The sequence below is a fragment of the Vibrio hannami genome (assembly GCF_029589055.1).
GTDB classification, from domain to species: Bacteria; Pseudomonadota; Gammaproteobacteria; order Enterobacterales; family Vibrionaceae; genus Vibrio; species Vibrio hannami.
Window position 1 is genome coordinate 2,157,909 of record NZ_JARQZP010000007.1, and the last position, 15,594, is coordinate 2,173,502.

The 15,594-nt window shown below is 43.9% G+C and carries 15 protein-coding genes and 1 pseudogene; 6 read left to right on the top strand and 10 right to left on the bottom strand.

Going from position 1 to position 15,594, the window contains the following annotated elements; translation table 11 throughout:
• Positions 1-74: 74 nt before the first annotated feature.
• On the bottom strand, positions 75-875 hold the full coding sequence (locus tag P7F88_RS24375) for a thioredoxin fold domain-containing protein (protein WP_277829106.1): 801 nt from the start codon (positions 873-875) through the stop codon (positions 75-77).
• Positions 876-898: 23 nt separating this feature from the next.
• Entirely contained in the window at positions 899-1,795 is an 897-nt protein-coding gene (gene xerD, locus P7F88_RS24380; RefSeq protein WP_277829107.1) for a site-specific tyrosine recombinase XerD, read from the bottom strand.
• Positions 1,796-1,959: 164 nt separating this feature from the next.
• Here xerD and fldB point away from each other — a divergent pair, with 164 nt between their 5' ends.
• Entirely contained in the window at positions 1,960-2,478 is a 519-nt protein-coding gene (gene fldB, locus P7F88_RS24385; protein ID WP_277829108.1) for a flavodoxin FldB, read from the top strand.
• A 51-nt stretch (positions 2,479-2,529) separates the two neighbouring features.
• Here the strand turns inward: fldB and brnQ are convergent.
• Positions 2,530-3,839, bottom strand: a pseudogene (gene brnQ / locus P7F88_RS24390) (branched-chain amino acid transport system II carrier protein).
• A gap of 293 nt (positions 3,840-4,132) precedes the next feature.
• On the opposite strand from brnQ, the gene P7F88_RS24395 reads away from it, so the two are divergent.
• The 3 genes from P7F88_RS24395 to yacG all read left to right on the top strand — a co-directional run bounded on the left by P7F88_RS24395 (position 4,133) and on the right by yacG (position 6,393).
• Positions 4,133-4,855, top strand: coding sequence for a tRNA1(Val) (adenine(37)-N6)-methyltransferase (locus P7F88_RS24395; RefSeq protein ID WP_277829109.1), 723 nt, complete (start codon positions 4,133-4,135; stop codon positions 4,853-4,855).
• A gap of 95 nt (positions 4,856-4,950) precedes the next feature.
• Positions 4,951-6,174: an ATP-dependent RNA helicase SrmB gene (gene srmB, locus P7F88_RS24400; RefSeq protein ID WP_277829110.1), complete on the top strand. Its 1,224-nt coding sequence runs from the start codon at positions 4,951-4,953 to the stop codon at positions 6,172-6,174.
• A 24-nt stretch (positions 6,175-6,198) separates the two neighbouring features.
• Positions 6,199-6,393, top strand: coding sequence for a DNA gyrase inhibitor YacG (gene yacG, locus P7F88_RS24405; protein WP_277829111.1), 195 nt, complete (start codon positions 6,199-6,201; stop codon positions 6,391-6,393).
• A 507-nt stretch (positions 6,394-6,900) separates the two neighbouring features.
• Here the strand turns inward: yacG and rplS are convergent.
• The 5 genes from rplS to ffh all read right to left on the bottom strand — a co-directional run bounded on the left by rplS (position 6,901) and on the right by ffh (position 10,657).
• Positions 6,901-7,254 carry a 50S ribosomal protein L19 gene (rplS, locus tag P7F88_RS24410; RefSeq protein WP_277829112.1) on the bottom strand — a complete coding sequence of 118 codons (354 nt, stop codon included), beginning with the start codon at positions 7,252-7,254 and terminating at the stop codon, positions 6,901-6,903.
• A 41-nt stretch (positions 7,255-7,295) separates the two neighbouring features.
• Positions 7,296-8,039 carry a tRNA (guanosine(37)-N1)-methyltransferase TrmD gene (gene trmD, locus P7F88_RS24415; RefSeq protein WP_277829113.1) on the bottom strand — a complete coding sequence of 248 codons (744 nt, stop codon included), beginning with the start codon at positions 8,037-8,039 and terminating at the stop codon, positions 7,296-7,298.
• A gap of 23 nt (positions 8,040-8,062) precedes the next feature.
• Positions 8,063-8,617, bottom strand: a complete 555-nt coding sequence (gene rimM / locus P7F88_RS24420) for a ribosome maturation factor RimM (protein ID WP_277829114.1) — start codon at positions 8,615-8,617, stop codon at positions 8,063-8,065.
• 18 nt (positions 8,618-8,635) lie between these two features.
• Positions 8,636-8,884, bottom strand: coding sequence for a 30S ribosomal protein S16 (gene rpsP, locus P7F88_RS24425; protein WP_275130227.1), 249 nt, complete (start codon positions 8,882-8,884; stop codon positions 8,636-8,638).
• A gap of 381 nt (positions 8,885-9,265) precedes the next feature.
• Positions 9,266-10,657, bottom strand: coding sequence for a signal recognition particle protein (gene ffh, locus P7F88_RS24430; RefSeq protein ID WP_277829115.1), 1,392 nt, complete (start codon positions 10,655-10,657; stop codon positions 9,266-9,268).
• 189 nt (positions 10,658-10,846) lie between these two features.
• Between ffh and P7F88_RS24435 the strand changes: the two genes are divergently transcribed.
• Entirely contained in the window at positions 10,847-11,647 is an 801-nt protein-coding gene (locus tag P7F88_RS24435; RefSeq protein WP_277829116.1) for a cytochrome C assembly family protein, read from the top strand.
• An 85-nt stretch (positions 11,648-11,732) separates the two neighbouring features.
• Positions 11,733-13,001, top strand: coding sequence for an HlyC/CorC family transporter (locus P7F88_RS24440; protein WP_277829117.1), 1,269 nt, complete (start codon positions 11,733-11,735; stop codon positions 12,999-13,001).
• Between the two features lie 213 nt (positions 13,002-13,214).
• Here the strand turns inward: P7F88_RS24440 and luxS are convergent, their stop codons facing one another.
• Both luxS and gshA read right to left on the bottom strand, forming a co-directional pair.
• Positions 13,215-13,733 carry an S-ribosylhomocysteine lyase gene (gene luxS, locus P7F88_RS24445; RefSeq protein WP_277829118.1) on the bottom strand — a complete coding sequence of 173 codons (519 nt, stop codon included), beginning with the start codon at positions 13,731-13,733 and terminating at the stop codon, positions 13,215-13,217.
• 46 nt (positions 13,734-13,779) lie between these two features.
• Positions 13,780-15,357, bottom strand: a complete 1,578-nt coding sequence (gene gshA / locus P7F88_RS24450; RefSeq protein WP_277829119.1) for a glutamate--cysteine ligase — start codon at positions 15,355-15,357, stop codon at positions 13,780-13,782.
• Positions 15,358-15,594 lie beyond the last annotated feature (237 nt).

The window sequence follows — 15,594 nt, forward strand, 5'->3', positions numbered from 1 at the left end:
TGAACTATTAAATAAATCAGGGCTCCACAATAGCGGGAACCCTGTAACCTGTAACCTGTAACCTGTAACCCAGATTACATCTGGTTTAAGCGTTGATATAAACCAGCAGGTGGCATATAACCTGCCACTAACTTACCGTCTGGAAGGAAGATCGCAGGTGTACCAGTAATGCCTAACTGCTGACCCAGATAATACTGGTCAGAAATTTTCTGCTGGCATTGAGCGTAATCCTCAACCTCAGTTGCAAACTTGTTTTCAAGCTTCACTGAATGCATCTCTTTTGCTGGGTCTGCTGAACACCAGATCTTTGCCATCTGCTCTGCAACACTCCCATTTGGTCCCTGACGTGGGTATGCCAGATAGCGAACCGTAATGCCTAGATCATTGTAGCCCTGGATCTGGCTGTGCAGTCTTACACAATATGTGCAGGTGGTATCGGTAAAGACAGTTACAACATACTTTTCATCTTCAGCCTTATAAACAATCATATCGTCTGCAAACTTCTCAATCTTAGCAGCGTTCAACGGAGCCTGTTTCTCGGCCAACACATCTACCGGGCGACCATTTTCATCAAACGAGAAGAATGTACCGGAAATAAAATGTTCACCTTTAGGATCCGCATAAACGACACCACCGGTTGTTGAGACCTGAACGAGCCCAGCAATCGCAGTCTCTTCAATACTTTTAACTTCAACACCCACGCCTTCGAAGTGTTTCTTGATTGATTCTTCATCAACTCCGGGAATAGCTGCAGATACAACTTCGACTACTTGTTCAGTTTCAGAACCTTGGGCAATGTTTGGTTCCTCTGCTTCAGTGCAAGCAACAACTAAAAACGGAGAAACAACAAATAATAATCGGCGTAAAACGCTCATGAAATTCACCTTATAATTTTGTATTAAGCTCGGGGGTGATGCTCTTTGTGGATTTGCTTCAGCCTTTCCTTAGCTACGTGAGTATAAATTTGGGTTGTTGATAAGTCACTATGCCCTAACAACATCTGGACAACTCTGAGATCTGCTCCGTGATTCAATAGATGTGTCGCAAAAGCGTGCCTCAAAACGTGAGGAGAAAGTGAATCTGCATCAATTCCAGCAATCACTGCATAATGTTTAATTCGATGCCAGAACGTTTGTCTAGTCATCTGCTTTGCCCTGCTACTTGGAAAAACGACATCCGAGGTTTTTTCCCCCATCAATTCAGACCGACCTTTTTGAATAAAAGTTTCAACCCAATCGACGGCGTTTTCTCCCATAGGAACCAGTCGCTCTTTGTCTCCCTTGCCTATGATCCTTACAACACCCTGCCTTAGGCTCAGATTTTCCATGGTAAGGCTAACCAGTTCGGTAACGCGAAGTCCTGTAGCATAGAGCAGCTCAAGCATCGCCTTATCACGAAGCTCTATGGGATTATTCAGATCCGGAGCATCTAACAAGGCTTCAACCTGAGCCTCCGATAAATCTTTGGGTAACCTTTTTGGCAACTTAGGCGATATCAATCGCGCACTAGGATCATCTTCTCGCACCTGTTCACGGTTCATATACTGGAACAACCTTCGAATTGCAGAAAGCATTCTCGCTCTGGACGTCTGCTTATACTTCTTATCCAGCAACCAGGCTTGATAATCCTGCAGGTTCTCAGCACTTATTGAATGAAGGGTGTATTCTTTGTCTTTCATCCATTGCAACAGTTTATTCAGATCATTGCGGTATGAAGATAATGTATTCTCTGAGAGGCCGTTTTCAAGAAGCATGGAATCCAGAAATTGCTCCACCAGCACCTGACTATTTAGCATGTATTTTATTTTATGTTCTTAGATATTATCAGTATTGGAGTATGACATCCCCAATGGCAAGAGTATGTCAGAGGAGCCTAAAATACTAGCTAATCTCACTTGTTAACACCTAAATTATCGGTAAAATCCTGACTATCACCCTTTGAAATAACAAGCCCAATTCTATGAAAATCGGACTTTTCTACGGTTCTACTACCTGCTATACCGAAATGGCTGCGGAAAAAATTCGCGCTATCATCGGAGAAGAACTGGTTGATATCTATAATGTTAAAGATACGCCACTATCTAAAATGGAAGAGTATGAGTTCCTGATACTTGGTATCTCAACCTGGGACTTCGGTGAAATACAGGAAGACTGGAATGATATCTGGCCAGAGGTTGGCAAGGTTTCGCTAAATGGTAAGTTTGTTGCCTTGTTTGGTCTTGGCGATCAGGAAGGCTATGGTGAATGGTATTTAGATGCCATGGGCATGCTTCACGATGAGTTGAAACCAACTGGTGCCAGGTTTATAGGTTACTGGCCAAACGAAGGCTACGAGTTTGAGGCATCCAAAGCTCTTATTGAGAATGACTCTAAATTTGTTGGCTTAGCTCTGGATGAGGATTCCCAATATGAGTTGAGTGATGAAAGAATCGCTATCTGGTGTGAACAGATCCTAACAGAGTATTCAAGCAGCATCTAAAACAAAGCCCGACATAGAGTCGGGCTTACTGTATCGGTGCGTACCAATCTATTATGCAGCCTTCTGAGTAAGGCTCCGTGCACGACTTGGCACAAAAAACATAGCAATTAGTGTAAGTGCCGTTGGTAGCAACCACCCCATGCCATAGCTAAACAGAGGCAACACATCAAAAGCTGCCACATTAATACCTACAATTTTTGCTGCATCAATTAACGCAAACAACAGTGAAACACCTAGAACTACACGGTAAGCTAGCTGAGCATTTGGAAGGCGATTTCTAAAAATGTCAGCGTCACGAGTGCTATCGCGACAGGGTAAAGTGCAAATAATACTGGTACCGAAAAAGCAATTAGTTGAGACAGACCTACATTTGCTACTGTTGCACAAGCAACTCCATTAATGACAACCCATGTTTTGTATGGCACTGGCGTCAGAGAACTAAAGTAATCTGAACATGCGGAAACCAACCCAATCGCTGTTGTCAGACATGCTAAAAGCACAATAACCGAAAGAACAAGCTGTCCGGATGGTCCAAATAGAGCCTGGACATACTGGCTCAGAACCACACCACCATTGTCTGCATTCATTGCAACTTCTGTGCTGGTTGCACCAAGATAAAACAGTGAAATATAAACAAATGCTAGGCCAGATGCCGCAATGATCGCAGCCATAGTCAAATACTTAGTCATTGCTTTCTGTTCAGTAATTCCTTTCTTGCGCAATACGTCTACGATAAGCATACCGAACATCAAGGCACCAAACGTATCCATAGTGTTATAGCCTTCAAGAAAGCCTTTTGTCAGTGGTTGCGATTGATATTCTCCCTGAGCTGCCAGAATGTCGCCTTGCGGGTTTACAAACACAGATACAGCAAGAACAACTAACCCGACGAACAATGCTGGAGTAAGCACTTTACCAATAATGTCGATCAGTTTTCCCTGTGACCAGGCAAAGTACATTGCAACCGAGAAGAACAACACCGAAAATATAGCAAGATCAAACTGACCTGCTTCAGAAAGAAAAGGTTTAATCGCCATTTCATAAGCAACTAGACCCGTTCTCGGAGCTGCAAAAGCAGGACCTATAATAATAAAGATTAGAACAGCAATTAGCGTTGCGGCTTGCTTGGGCAGATCTTTTGTCAACTGTTGCCAGGTTCCCCCTGCAACTGCAATAGCAATAATGGTAACCAGAGGAAGACCTACCGCAGTAAACAGAAAACCAAACATTGCTGGTAGCACATTATCGCCAGCTAATTGGCCTGCTAGCGGTGGAAAAATGATATTTCCCGCGCCAAGGAAAAAGGCAAACAGCATAAAGCCGACAGCAATTACATCAAAAAATTTAAGGCTTTGTTTCATTTGTTACCCTTATATAAAATATTGTCATTTATTCAAGCATTGGAATATATGACCAATTCAGGGTAAGGGATCATGTATAAATTCTAACTAATTATCAATAGACAGTGAAAATTTGAAATATATAACTATAAAAACCACAAATAGCTCGAATATATAACCATATATGGAATTTTATCTGGAATAAAGAATTACACCATCAATATCAAGCAAACATAATTCACCAGAATAAAATCTCAATATTCCAACAATAAACCAAGAACATGCACTCGGTTTTTCATTAATTACAGAACATCATGCAAAAACAGACAGAAAGAACAAAAAATTTTAAATTCAAAAAATTCTCAATTTACGGAGGTTTATCTGGAATGCCAGTAAGCACTGATGGGGTTTTACTTGGGGCGTGGTTCCATTGCCCCCAAGAAAAAAGCCATGTGTTGGATATTGGTACCGGTACAGGTTTACTTTCCCTTATGTGCGCTCAACGGTTTCCTGCATCTATGATCACCGCTATTGAAATCGATGCCGGAGCAGTCAAAGCAGCAAACATCAATTTTGAAGCAAGCCATTGGTCAGACAGAATCGAGTTGCTACACCAAAATATTCTTGAGTTCTCCCCAGGCAAAAAATTCGACTGCATAGTGTGTAACCCACCCTATTTTTTATCTGGTGAACAATCGCAAAACCAGCAGAGAGCAACCGCCAGACACGCAGATAGCCTCGATCATCAGAAATTGCTGACTAAGTGTCTTGAACTGCTTACGGTTACCGGAAACGCAAGCTTTATACTTCCTGTCACTGAGGGAGAGCAGTTCATTGAAGTGGCGAAGAAGCAGGGCTGGTATCTCACATCTCTTTGCGCGGTTAAATCAACTGAAACCAAAGAAACCAATAGAATGCTTATCGAACTATCTCCAACCAAACGACCCTTATCAGAAACAGAGATAACAATAAGAAATTCAGAAGGGTATACAGATTCATTTGTTGAACTGACAAAGTCGTTCTATTTAAAGATGTAGTATTGGTGAAGATCCTTTATAATGCGCGGTCTGTTTGAGATAGCGAAGAGTTCGTTATCCCCCCATATTAACTAAATGCTTGCGGAGATCTTATAGTGATCAGAAATTTTGCAGAACTGGAATTGGATATTGAACTGCTGGATGCCATCAAAGATATTGGTTTTGATCGTCCTACTCAAGTCCAGGCGGAGGCAATTCCACAAGCACTAGATGGCCGGGATATTCTGGCATCTGCGCCAACCGGTACAGGTAAAACCGCAGCATTTGTACTGCCTGCTCTACAATATCTATTAGACTTTCCACGCCGTAAAGCCGGCCCTGCTCGTGTATTAATCCTTACACCAACTCGTGAACTTGCAATGCAGGTTTCTGAGCAGGCACAGGCTCTGGCGAAGAACACAAGTCTTAAAGTATTCACCATCACTGGTGGCGTACAGTATCAGGAACACGCAGATATTCTAGCAAAGACTCAGGATATCGTAGTAGCAACACCTGGTCGCCTGATGGAGTATATCGAAGCAGAACGCTTTGATTGCCGCGCAATTGAATGGCTAATTCTTGATGAAGCAGACCGCATGCTGGATATGGGCTTTGGCCCGGTTGTCGATCGCCTTTCTGCAGAATGTCGCTGGCGTAAACAGACTCTTCTTTTCTCAGCCACGCTTGAAGGACGCGGTGTTGAAGGCTTTACAGCGGATCTATTAAAAGAGCCAGCAGAGATTGATGCTCAACCTTCACGTCGAGAACGCAAAAAAATCACTCAATGGTATCACCGTGCAGACAGCATGGAGCATAAGCTAGAGCTTCTAAAGCATATCGTTACTGAACAAGCTGAACGTTCAATTATTTTCCTGAAAACTCGTGAGCGTCTGGCAGATCTGAGAGCTCAACTGGAAAGTGCTCAGATCCCATGTAGCTGGATTCAGGGTGAAATGCCACAAGACAGACGTAACAACGCTATTCGTCGCTTCCGCGATGGAGAAGTAAACGTGCTTTTAGCAACCGACGTAGCCGCTCGTGGTATCGACTTGCCGGACGTTTCTCACGTGATCAACTTCGACCTGCCTCGCACTGCTGATGTCTATCTGCACCGTATTGGCCGTACTGCTCGTGCTGGTAAAAAAGGCAGCGCACTTTCTATTGTAGAAGCTCACGATCAGCCAATGATGGACAGAATTGCCCGTTATACTAAAGAAGATATCAAAGAGCGTTTTGTTGAGGGCATGCGTCCTAAACACAAAAAACCAGTATTTAAGAAGAAGAAAAAGCAAAAGCAGCTGACAAGAAAAAAGCTGGCGCAAAAGCGAAAAAGAAAGTAGCAAAGAAGAAGTAAGGAAGCGGATATGCCTAAAGTTACAGTAGTAAAATGCCCAACCTGTCAGAGCGAAGTTGAGTGGACTGAAGAGAGCAAGTTCCGCCCTTTCTGCAGCAAGAAATGCCAGATGATAGATTTCGGCGACTGGGCTGATGAAGAGAATTCTATTCCAGGCGCTCCGGATATGTCCGACTCAGACGGCTGGTCTGAGGATACTTACTAAGGTTACAGGTTACAGGTTACAGTAGCCTTGCCCAATACTTCTACATCGCACAGACTACTTCTAGTTCCCACGGTCCCTGTGGGAATTAATACCCCACTAATCAATCACATATCACTAACCCATCTCGTAAAATAGTAGCTCTTGTATGCATTACCACGCGGGAGCGTACACAGATATACACTAGTCACGTCATCCCTGCGAAGGCAGGGATCTATTCAACTTTGAAACCAGATTCCTGCCTTCGCAGGAATGACGATTTTGCTAGTCCCGCAACTAAAACAAACTTTTCTAGTTCCCATGCTACCTGTGGAAATGAATGCTTAGAATAAACTTTGAGAATTAAGCGCAGAGATTTTTTGCAAGAGCAATGAGGAGGCGCGGAGTTTACGATAGTAAATGAGCACCGACAAAGCGGCTATTGTGAAAAATAACCAGCTTAAAATCAAAGACAAAAAAAGGGGCTCCAACCGGAACCCCTTCTTCTTTATGAGAAATGCTGGTTTAGCATTACTTCTTAGCAAGCTTCTCTTTGATACGAGCCGACTTACCAGAACGCTCACGTAGGTAGTACAACTTGGCACGACGTACTGCACCACGGCGTTTAACTTCGATGCTATCAACCATTGGAGAGTGAGTTTGGAACGTACGTTCAACACCTTCACCGTTCGAGATTTTACGAACAGTGAACGCAGAATGTAGACCACGGTTACGTACAGCGATTACAACGCCTTCAAAAGCCTGTAGACGCTCACGATCACCTTCTTTTACCTTAACCTGAACAACAACAGTGTCACCTGGTGCGAACTTTGGAAGGTCTGATTTCAGTTGCTCTTCTTCAAGAGCTTTGATGATGTTACTCATTTTTAAATTTCCTAGAATAAACTGATACTAATATAAATAGGTTACTTAACTTTATGTTCTTTAATGAACTCAGCCAGTAATTGTTCCTGTTCGTCAGTCAGAGCTAGGTTTTCCAGGAGCTCTGGTCTTCTCAGCCAAGTACGGCCTAACGACTGTTTTAGTCGCCAGCGACGAATGTCCTTGTGGTTTCCGGATTTCAGTACACCTGGTACTTCTTCTCCATCCAGCACTTCAGGACGGGTATAGTGTGGACAATCTAACAAGCCATTTGCAAAAGAGTCTTCCTCTGCTGACGCAAAATCTCCAAGTACGCCCGGTATAAACCTTGATACTGAATCAATTAACGTCATGGCTGGCAGTTCGCCACCCGTCATCACAAAATCCCCAATTGACCACTCTTCGTCAACCTCAGATTGTATGATGCGTTCATCTATCCCTTCGTAACGACCACAAATCAGAAGCATGTTCTCATTTGTTGCCAGTTCTTCCACCCCTTTCTGGTCGAGCTTGCGACCTTGAGGAGAAAGATAGATTACCTTCGTCTTTCCCGGTGAAGCTTTCTTGGCAGTATGAATAGCATCGCGCAAAGGCTGTACCATCATTAACATACCAGGACCGCCACCGTAAGGTCTGTCATCGACTGTTCGATGTTTGTCATGAGTGAAATCTCGAGGATTCCATGTCTCTACTGACAAAAGACCTTTTTTAACCGCTTGACCTGTAACTCCAAATTCAGTGATTGAACGGAACATTTCAGGAAATAGGCTTATTACGCCAACCCACATCGTTCTAACGCTCCACTGCGGAGTTAAAATCCAGGATCCCAGTCAACTTCGATCCGTTGAGCTTCGCGATCAATATTCTTGATCACCTGCTCTTCAAGGAACGGAATTAAACGTTCCTTTTGACCAAAAGCATCTTTAAGATTCGCCTTCACAACCAAAACATCGTTTGAACCGGTTTCAAGCATATCGGTAACAGTACCAAGATCGTAACCTTTGGTTGTTACCACTTGCATACCAAACAATTCGCGCCAGTAGAACTCATCTTCTGACAGCTCTGGTAATGAATCTGGGTTGATAGAGATTTCGAAGTTTGTCAGTAGGTGAGCTTCCTCACGCACATCCAGTCCTTCAAGCTTAGCTACCCAACCTTTGTTGTGGCGCTTCCAGCTCTCTACTTTATATTCAACCCACTGCCCTTTCTGGTTAATAAACCATGGGCTGTAATCAAAAATACTTTCAGCGTCGTCTGTGAAAGAAATAACTTTAAGCCAACCACGAATACCATAAGTAGCGCCAAACTTGCCGACTACCATTTTTTCGTTTTGCTCGCTCATCGTCTCTTTTCCTTCTTTCGACATAATTCGGTTACTGACCAATTAAGCCGCTTTTTGAGCGTCTTTAACTAGCTTAGCAACGCGATCAGATAGTGAAGCACCTTCGCCAACCCAGTGGTTAACGCGGTCTAGGTCTAGACGTAGACCTTCTTCCTGACCTTGAGCAGTTGGGTTGAAGAAACCAACTTTCTCGATGTAGCGACCAGTAGCAGCGAAGCGGCTATCTGCAACTACGATTTGATAAAATGGACGCTTCTTAGCGCCGTGACGTGCCAAACGAATGGTTACCATATCGTCCTCTTTGCTTTCTCAATAATAAAATAAACCCCAAAGAAGTAGCTTCCTGGGGCCTCGTGCCAATTTAAAGCCCCGGAATTTTACTCTTCTTGGGATGTTTTGCAAGCAAAATGTGATGTGGGTGGGATAAAAAATAGGCGGTGATAAATAATAAAAGTATCTCGTTCCCCACGGTCTCCGTAGGAATGCATATCGGACTTAAATCATTTCTAGTTAAGTTACGCAGGCTAGTTCTAGTTGTTGTATGCATTACCACGCAGGAGCGTGGGAACGAGCACTGCTGCTAACAAAAAAAGCACGAAGGTCAAACCATTCGTGCTTTTTAGTTGCATTTGTAACCTATAGTTCGGGGAGCCCCGAGCTACTGCTTTAGGTTTATCGTCCGAAACGTCCAAATCCGCCTGGGCCACCCATACCGCCCATACCTCCCATCATGCCTTGCATGTTGCGCATCATGCCTTTCATGCCGCCCTTCTGCATCTTCTTCATCATCTTCTGCATCTGAGTGAACTGCTTAAGCAAGCGGTTTACATCCTGGATCTGGACACCTGAACCCGCTGCGATACGCTTCTTACGTGAGCCTTTGATAATCTCAGGGCGCTGACGCTCTTTCATTGTCATTGAGCTGATGATTGCTTCCATCTGCTTAAACATCTTGTCGTCAACTTTATCTTTTACATCTGCCGGTAGGTTGTTCATGCCTGGAAGTTTATCCATCATGCCCATCATGCCACCCATGTTCTGCATCTGACCAAGTTGCTCACGGAAGTCTTCAAGGTCAAAGCCTTTCTTCTCTTTAAACTTCTTAGCCAGCTTTTCTGCTTTCTTCTTATCAACGTTACGCTCAAGGTCTTCGATAAGAGAAAGTACATCACCCATACCAAGAATACGTGAAGCAACACGATCAGGGTGGAAAGGTTCCAGCGCATCGGTCTTTTCACCGACACCAAGGAATTTGATTGGCTTACCTGTAATATGGCGAACAGACAGTGCAGCACCGCCTCGCGCGTCACCATCGACTTTGGTAAGAATCACACCAGTAAGTGGCAGCGCATCACCAAATGCTTTCGCTGTATTCGCCGCGTCCTGACCTGTCATTGCATCGACAACAAACAGGGTTTCGACTGGGTTTATCGCAGTGTGAAGATCCTGAATCTCTCCCATCATCTGCTCATCGATAGCAAGACGACCCGCTGTATCGACAATCAGTACATCAAAGAATTTTTTCTTAGCGTGATCGATGGCTGCATTAGCGATATCAATTGGCTTTTGGTCAGCTGAAGAAGGGAAGAACTCAACACCGATATCCGATGCCAGAGTTTCCAGCTGTTTGATCGCCGCAGGGCGGTAAACGTCGGCAGACACGACAAGTACTTTCTTCTTGTCACGCTCTTTAAGGAGTTTAGAAAGCTTACCAACACTGGTGGTTTTACCTGCACCCTGCAGACCTGCCATCAGAATAACTGCCGGCGGTTGTGCAGCCAGATCCAATGCTTCGTTGGATTCGCCCATCACACCTTCCAGTTCCGACTGAACGATCTTGATGAACTCCTGCCCTGGAGTCAGAGATTTAGAAACCTCGATACCTACCGCGCTTTCTTTAACTCTTTTGATAAAGTCACGTACAACAGGAAGAGCGACGTCCGCTTCAAGAAGTGCCATACGCACTTCACGTAGCGTCTCTTTAATATTGTCTTCTGTGAGGCGACCTTTACCGCTGATATTTTTCAGCGTACTGGATAGTCTATCCGTTAAATTCTCAAACATGTCTGTCTCTTTCGGTCAATTCGATTTCGCACAGCGAATAATTGCAGAGAGTATACCCCACTGGCGGATGATCAATCAAAATGTGCATTTAAATTGGCTGATTTCTTTGCTCTCTCACAAAAACCTGCATAGCCCATCTTCAGGAACCGCGTTATAATCTATTAATTAATTGAAACTATTTCGGAAAGCATGGACAGTTTAATCGCAATTGTTGCCGCTATTTTATACGCCCTTTCCATCGGTATGATCGTACCGGGGTTGGCGCACCAGACAGGAATTAGGACTAAAACTGTATTTATTAGTGCATTGCTTGCGCTGTTCTTTCATGCCTGGATACTTCATGACTTAATTCATACTGAGGGCGTAACTGGCCAGAATCTTAGCATTCTTAACGTTGCCTCAGTTATAAGCTTTATTATTTCTCTGGTAATGAGCATAGCTATGCTTAAAACGCGGCTATGGTTTTTGCTCCCGGTAGTTTACAGCTTTTCAGCTCTTAACATCCTTGCGTCGGCGTTCCTGCCGGGAACCATGGTGATGCACTTTGAAAATAACCCGGGCCTTTTGATACATATTTCACTAGCACTGTTTTCATACGCAACACTTACTATCGGTGCCTTATACGCCCTTCAGCTAGCCTGGCTTGATTACAAGCTTAAGACCAAAAAAGCGATGGCGATAAACCCTAACCTACCACCATTGATGAAAATTGAACGTCAACTGTTCCGTATCATTCTTATCGGCACAGGTCTGTTAACCCTGACTCTAGTCTCTGGCTTTATCTTCCTTGAAGATATGTTCGCACAGGGAAAAGCTCACAAAGCAATCCTTTCCATGGTTGCCTGGGTCGTCTACTCAGTTCTACTCTGGGGACACTACCAGAAAGGCTGGCGTGGTAGAAAGGTTACCTGGTATGCGATGGCGGGTGCCTGTTTATTAACTCTCGCCTATTTTGGCAGCCGCTTTGTTAGTGAGATTATTCTCTCCTAACCTCCATCTACGACTTAAATCTATTTGACAGCCTCAATTAATTAGGTCATTAATTGAGCAGGATTATTAAAAGGAAACTCCAACTTTGGATGACATATCAACGGGCATTTTGTTCGCCCTGCTAGCTTGTCTGATCGTTATATCTGGTTATTTTTCTGGTTCAGAAACAGGGATGATGTCTCTGAACCGATACAGACTTAAGCACTTGTCCGGCAAAGGGCATAAAGGTGCTAAACGAGTTGAAAAACTTCTCAATCGTCCAGACCGTCTCATTGGTCTTATTCTTATCGGCAACAACCTGGTCAATATTTTAGCTTCTGCAATCGCTACCATCCTTGGTATGCGAATCTATGGTGATGTTGGTGTTGCTATCTCAACAGGTGCGTTAACACTGGTTATCCTGGTATTTGCTGAAGTAACTCCAAAAACTCTTGCGGCTCTCTACCCAGAAAAAGTGTCATACGCCAGCAGCATCGTTTTATCACTTCTGATGAAGATCCTGTCACCTCTTGTTCTGTTGGTTAACCTAATCACTAATGGTTTTTTACGCCTACTCGGTGTTAAAGCCAACCATGGTGCTGAAGATCCATTGAGCTCAGAAGAGCTAAGAACAGTAGTAAACGAGGCAGGTGGACTTATTCCAAGACGTCACCAGGACATGCTGTTGTCAATTCTGGATCTGGAGAATGTCACCGTAAATGACATTATGGTTCCCCGAAACGAGATAACAGGAATTGACATTAACGACGACTGGAAATCGATCGTTCGCCAACTAACGCACTCCCCTCACGGTAAGATTGTACTTTACCGGGATCAGATAGACGAAGTGGTTGGTATGCTGCGCTTGCGTGAGTCTTATCGTCTGATGCTGGAAAAAAACGAGTTTACTAAAGAGACTCTGTTGCGTGCTGCTGACGAAGTTTACTTTATTCCAGAAGCAACCCCTCTCAATGTCCAGTTGCTCAAGTTCCAGAGAAATAAGGAGCGTATTGGCCTTATTGTTGATGAATACGGTGACATCATCGGTCTTGTTACTCTAGAGGATATTCTGGAAGAGATTGTTGGTGAGTTCACTACATCTATAACACCGAGCCTGTCTGATGAGATCACTCCGCAAAACGATGGCAGCTTTATGATCGAAGGTAGTGCCAATATCCGGGACATCAATAAAGGTCTAAAATGGGATCTGCCAACGGACGGGCCAAGAACACTCAATGGCCTTATTCTAGAGCATTTAGAGGATATTCCTGAAAGCCAGCTCAGCATTAATATAGAGAACCATGCGATGGAAATTATCGAGTTTACAGAAAACAAAATCAGTATGGTGAAGGTATATCCTGCAGAAAAGAAATAACCACCTACCTCTAGTTCCCACGCTCCCGCGTGGGAATTCATATCTGACTATATCTTTCCAGTAATACTAACCTTCTGTATACACTCCCACGCAGAGCATGGGAGCGAGGAGTTTCAGTCAGGATGGGAGTAAGAAATAATCAGCACCTAGTTCCCACGCTCCCGCGTGGAAGCGAGGAGTTTTAGTCCGCATGGGAGCGAGACGGGAACTGGATTAGTCTACTTTTAGCTCTTGCAGCATAGACTCTGGTAGAGCCAGTTCATCATTCTTATTAAGAGATACGCCTGCATCAAGGATACCCTGTGCAATCGCTTTAGCATCTTCCAGAGAGTGCATTTCGTAAGTACCACACTGGTATTCGTTCAGCTCAGGAATCTTATTCTGGTCTTCTACCTTAAGAACATCTTCCATTGCAGCTACCCATGCATCAGCAACTTTCTGCTCAGATGGTGTTCCAATTAGGCTCATGTAAAAACCAGTACGACAGCCCATTGGTGATATATCGATAATCTCTACATCACTGCCATTCAGGTGTGCACGCATAAAACCTGCATATAGGTGTTCCAGAGTGTGAATACCACGCTCAGAAAGAATATCTTTGTTTGGAGCACAGAAACGTAGGTCAAATACAGTAATCGTATCACCCTTCGGAGTCTGCATTGTTTTTGCTACTCGTACCGCTGGAGCATTCATGCGTGTATGGTCAACGGTAAAACTATCTAGTAATGGCATTGCCTTTCTCCACCTTTTTAATTCAGGTTATTTCAGTCAAACTTCGTTAATCGTTCAGATACGAAAAATAATCAGCCAGATAATCATCAAAGCTAACCGTATCTGACTGCTCAATCTCTCTTTGAGCAGCTAGCGAGTTTTCTGCTTCTTCAAGCATCATTGCTTCGGAGTATACATTATATTCCTGGGCTAAGTGAGCCTGTCGGTACTTATCACCTAGCTGGCTACCAAATTCACCAATGCCACCGCTTTCCTTTGTCTTATCTAAAAGCTGACCGGAAATAGTTAGCTCAGGATTATCAATCCAGGTCTGTAGTATTGAACAGGTATCCGCATATTTAGTACCACCAATCGCTTTATCCATTTCAGACGCGATCTCTTCCAGGTCTCGGAATATCTGCTTAGTGTAGTCATGCAAAGAGAGTACTTTTCCATCACAGCCATTTTTTAGTTCTCTCAGCATCAAACCTGGCTTGCGGCCCTCAAGGATCACTTTGTTCCAGTTGTCTTTCCAACAACTCAGCTCTGAACTACAAACCGTATCGGCATCTTTAATCAGACACCAGGTCAAGAATAGATCCAGGAATCGAACCTGCTCTCTTGTGATACCGATAGGGCTGAATGGATTAACATCCAGAGAGCGAACTTCAATATACTCGACGCCAGCGCGATGCAGAGCTTCAGATGGTTTCTCTCCCGGACGCGCTACACGTTTCGCCCGGATAGGCGCATATAGCTCGTTCTCTATCTGAAGTACGTTACTGTTCAGCTGACGGTACTCACCATCAACCTTAATTCCAATCTTCGCAAACTCTTCTGATGGCGTTTTAATCGCTTTATCCAGGCCATCAAGGAAGTGTTCCAGGTTGTTGTACCCTATGTTAAGTTCACTCTGAGCGCTGTTTGTATAGCCAAGATCGCTCAAGCGAAGAGATGTCGCATAAGGCAGGTATTTGGTGTGTCCTAGCTCTTCAAAAGGTAAGTTACTCTCTTGATCTTTCAGGAAAGAGCTACATAAGGCAGGGGATGCACCAAACAGATAAGGGATCAACCAGCCATAGTGATAGTAGTTTCTGATAAGGCTAAAGTACGCATCGGACTTAGTTTGTTGTCTCTCTGCTTCACTTTGTTCGCCGTATAAGCTATCCCACATAGATTCTGGGAAAGAGAAATTAAAGTGAACACCCGAAATGATCTGCATCATGCTACCGTAACGGCTTTTAAGCCCCTGACGGTAAAGTGTTTTCATCTTCCCAGTATTAGAAGAGCCATATTGCGCTAGGGTAACGTCATCTTCCTGTTCAACATAACAAGGCATAGACAGAGGCCAAAGCTTCTCGTTGCCCATCTGCTTGATAGCAAAATGATGAATATCCGACAGCTGACCTACCAGCTCATCGACATCATTAGAAACCGGTGTAATAAATTCTAATAGTGATTCTGCGAAATCGGTTGTGACCCACTTATTCGTTAGCGCAGAGCCTAAGCCTTCAGGATGTGGCGTAAGTGCCAGCCGTCCGTCATCTTTGTATCGTAGAGATTCACGCTCAACGCCACGTACAAATTTTCTGAAACTTTCTGGATTGTTAGCGACTTTTTTGAGTCGTGAAGAGAAGTTAGTCAAAACACAGGCCACTTATTTTAATTAGTTTTCGCGTAGGTTACTCTTTTGACAAAAGATTACCAGCAACAAATATAAAGAGAAATTATAGATACAAATAGAGAGGTATTTCTGCCTCTTAACTCATTGATAAAGTCCGTCATCCCTGCGAAGGCAGGGTACTACTCAGTTCATTTATCTAATTTCATTAGATTCCCGCCAAGGCGCACGGCTAGTGCGGGAATGACGATGTTTGGGCTT

Coding starts and splice junctions, on each gene's coding strand:
- ffh (WP_277829115.1), bottom strand. CDS start 10,657: ATGTTTGAGAATTTAACGGATAGACTATCCAGTACGCTGAAAAATATC.
- rplS (WP_277829112.1), bottom strand. CDS start 7,254: ATGAGTAACATCATCAAAGCTCTTGAAGAAGAGCAACTGAAATCAGAC.
- P7F88_RS24435 (WP_277829116.1), top strand. CDS start 10,847: ATGGACAGTTTAATCGCAATTGTTGCCGCTATTTTATACGCCCTTTCC.
- rimM (WP_277829114.1), bottom strand. CDS start 8,617: ATGTCGAAAGAAGGAAAAGAGACGATGAGCGAGCAAAACGAAAAAATG.
- P7F88_RS24395 (WP_277829109.1), top strand. CDS start 4,133: ATGCAAAAACAGACAGAAAGAACAAAAAATTTTAAATTCAAAAAATTC.
- xerD (WP_277829107.1), bottom strand. CDS start 1,795: ATGCTAAATAGTCAGGTGCTGGTGGAGCAATTTCTGGATTCCATGCTT.
- trmD (WP_277829113.1), bottom strand. CDS start 8,039: ATGTGGGTTGGCGTAATAAGCCTATTTCCTGAAATGTTCCGTTCAATC.
- rpsP (WP_275130227.1), bottom strand. CDS start 8,884: ATGGTAACCATTCGTTTGGCACGTCACGGCGCTAAGAAGCGTCCATTT.
- luxS (WP_277829118.1), bottom strand. CDS start 13,733: ATGCCATTACTAGATAGTTTTACCGTTGACCATACACGCATGAATGCT.
- yacG (WP_277829111.1), top strand. CDS start 6,199: ATGCCTAAAGTTACAGTAGTAAAATGCCCAACCTGTCAGAGCGAAGTT.
- fldB (WP_277829108.1), top strand. CDS start 1,960: ATGAAAATCGGACTTTTCTACGGTTCTACTACCTGCTATACCGAAATG.
- P7F88_RS24375 (WP_277829106.1), bottom strand. CDS start 875: ATGAGCGTTTTACGCCGATTATTATTTGTTGTTTCTCCGTTTTTAGTT.